This is a genomic window from Streptomyces sp. NPDC107581 (assembly GCF_055657175.1).
The window spans coordinates 1-3,285 of the sequence record NZ_JBVKBH010000057.1; the positions used below are offsets into that span (position 1 = coordinate 1).

Genomic DNA, 3,285 nt, shown 5'->3' on the forward strand with positions numbered 1-3,285 from the left:
GCGACGGGGATGTTGTAGAGGGCGCTGTCGGGGTCGTACTGGTGCAGGAACCACAGGCGCTGCTGGGCGTACGACAACGGCACCCGCTCCGGCCGCACCGCGTACGGCGTCAGGGGCTTGCCGGTCCGTGCCACCGTCGTCATGAGCCCGGCGAGGCCGGCGACCGTCGGGTTGTCGAACATGTCGCGCACCGACAGCTCCATGCCGAGCGCGGAGCGGGCCCGGGCCAGCAGGCGGATGACCAGCAGGGAGTGACCGCCGAGCTCGAAGAAGTCCTCGTTCCTGCCGACCTTTTCGCGGCCCAGAACGTCCGCGAAGAGGTGAGACAGTGCCTCTTCCCAAGGGTTGCGCGGTGCGAAGGCCGTGGCGTCGGCCGGCTCCTGGCCGGCCGGCTCCTGCACGGGCTCGGGCAGGGCCCGGCGGTCGAGCTTGCCGTTGGCGGTCAGCGGCAGCGCATCGAGGGTGACGAACGCCGACGGCACCATGTAGTCGGGCAGCCGCTCGGCGGCGTACGCCCGCAGCGTCGCCGGGGCGGGCGCGCCCGTGGTGGAGTCGGGAACGACGTAGGCCGTCAACTGCCGTTCCCCGGCGCCGTCCTCGCGCACCACGACGGCGGCCTGGCGCACGCCGTCCAGACCCACGAGAACGGACTCGATCTCGCCGAGCTCCAGCCGGAAACCGCGCAGCTTCACCTGCTGGTCGGCACGGCCGGCGTAGCGCAGCTGTCCGTCGACGCCCCACAGGGCGAGGTCGCCGGTGCGGTACATACGGGCGCCGGGGGCACCGTAAGGGCTGGCCACGAAGCGTTCCGACGTCATGTCGGGGCGTCCCAGATAGCCGCGGGCCAGACCGGTGCCCGCGATGTACAGCTCACCCGCGACGCCGGCGGGAACCGGGCGCAGGGCCGCGTCCAGGACGTAGGCCTGGGTGTTCCAGAAAGGACGGCCGATCGGGACCGGGCCCGACGGCGTGGGCGTACCGGGCTCCAGGGTGAAGTCGGTGCAGTTGACGGTGGCCTCTGTCGGGCCGTAGGCGTTGACGACCCGCACGCCGGGGTGTCGTTCCCGCCACTCGGCCAGGTTCTCGCCCAGCAGTTGCTCGCCGCCGAGCACGAGCGTGCCGGTCGGCGAGGCCGCATCCGGCAGGGAGCCGAGCAGCGCCAGGTGACTCGGCGTGGCCTTCATGAAGGTCGGCGCGCCACCCGTCGCGTCCTTGAGATCGGCCAGGTGCACGCAGCCGCCCGAGACCAGCGGCGTGTAGAGCGCGGTCACGGTCAGGTCGAAGGCGATACGGGAGTGCAGCAGCGCCGTGCCGGAGGCGTCCGGGTAGGCGTGACGGGCCCGCTGGAGGTACGCGCCGACCGAGCGGTGCTCGACGACGACGCCCTTGGGGCGGCCGGTGGAGCCCGAGGTGTAGATCACGTACGCGGGGTCGTGCGGCGCCGGCCGGCCGCTGGGCCGGGCCGGGGTCTCGGCGGGCTCGTCCGACGTGGCGGCGAGCGCCGCCGTGGTGTCGGGGGAGTCCAGCAGCAGCGTGACGGCGCTCGGTCCGGCCGTGAGCCCCGCCCATTCCGCCCGGGTCACGGTGACGGCGGGGGCGGCGTCGTCGAGCATGTAGCGGATCCGCTCCGCCGGGTGGTCGAGGTCCAGCGGCAGATACGCGCCACCCGCCCTGAGCACCGCGAGCAGCGTCACGATGAGTTCGGCGCTGCGCGGCAGGGCCACCGCCACGAACACCTCGGGACCGACACCGTGCGCGATCAGCAGCCGGGCGAGCCGGTTGCTGCGCTCGTCGAGCTCGGCGTACGTGAGGACGGTGTTGCCGATGACGAGCGCGTCCGCGTCCGGGGTGCGGGTCACCTGCGCCGCGAACAGCTCGACCAGGCTCGTCGGCTCGACGTCCCGCGCGGTGGCGTTCCACTCCTGAAGCAGACGCCGGCGCTCGGCGCCGTCCAGCACGTCCACCTGGCCGATCCGCCGCTCCGGAGCGTCGGTGACCGCCTCGAGCACCCTCAGGAACCGCGCCGACAGTGTTTCGGCCGTCGTCGCGTCGTAGAGATCGGCGTTGTACTCCAGGACCCCGCCCAGGCCCGACTCCGTGTCGTAGAGGCGGAAGAGGAGGTCGAACTTGGCGCCCTCGTCGGCGATCGCCAGCGAGGACACCTGGAGACCGGGCAACTCGAGCACCGATCCGGCGGCGGCGAGCGGATCGGCATGCTGGACCACCAGCCGCACCTGGAAGAGGGGGTGGCGGGCGGCGGAGCGCTCGGGGTTCAGGACCTGGACGAGGCGCTCGAAGGGGATGTCCTGGTGGCCGTAGGCGGCCAGGTCGGACTCGCGCACACGGTCGAGGAGATCGGTGAAGGCCGGGTCGCCGGACAGGTCCGTGCGCAGCACGAGCGTGTTGACGAAGAAGCCGATCAGGTCCTCGAGCGCATGGTCGGTGCGTCCGGCCACCGGAGTGCCGATCGGGATGTCGGTGCCGGCGCCCAGCCGGTGCAGCAGCACCGCCAGGGCCGCCTGGAGCACCATGAACGGGGTGCACTGGTGCTCACGCGCCAGGGCGTCGATGCGGCCGCGCAGATCACCGTTGACGGTGAAGGGGACGGTACCGCCCTGATGGCTGGGGGCGATCGGGCGCGGCCGGTCGGCCGGCAGGTCCAGCTCCAGCGGAAGTTCAGCCAACTGGGTTTGCCAGTAACCGAGTTGACGAGCGATGACGGACTCGGGGTCCTCCTCGTCGCCGAGGGTGTCACGCTGCCAGAGGGTGTAGTCCGGGTACTGCACCGGCAGCGGCGCCCAGGCCGGGGTTCTGCCGACGCTCCGGGCGCTGTAGGCCGCGGCCAGGTCGCGGGCGAGCGGCGCGAAGGACCCCTCGTCGGCGGCGATGTGGTGGAGGACCAGCAGCAGAACGTGCTTGCCGGGGCCGGTCTGGAACAGGGTGGCGCGCAGCGGCAGGTCGCGGGTGAGGTCGAAGGGGACGGCGGCTGCCCGGCGCAGGGCCTCGGTCAGCTCCTCCTCGGTGGCCTGCCGGACGGCGAGGCCGGGCACCGCACCCGTCCCGTCGACATCCGCCAGGACGATCTGTTCCGCGCCGCCGTCGGTGTCGCCGATGAGCGTGCGCAGCACCTCGTGGCGCCGCACCACGTCCGCCAGGGCGGCGCGGAGCGCCTCGTGGTCGAGGGCGCCGGTCAGGCGCAGCGCGATGGGGATGTTGTAGGTGGCGTTGGGGCCTTCGAGCTTCTGCAGGAACCACTGCCCCTGCTGTGCGTACGACAGCGGGATC

1 protein-coding gene is annotated in these 3,285 nt (G+C 72.6%); it reads right to left on the minus strand.

Translation table 11 applies throughout. From position 1 onward, the window contains the following. The coding region (locus tag ACZ7P3_RS42490) for an amino acid adenylation domain-containing protein (RefSeq protein WP_472090043.1) at positions 1–3,285 on the minus strand (3,285 nt) is incomplete at both ends.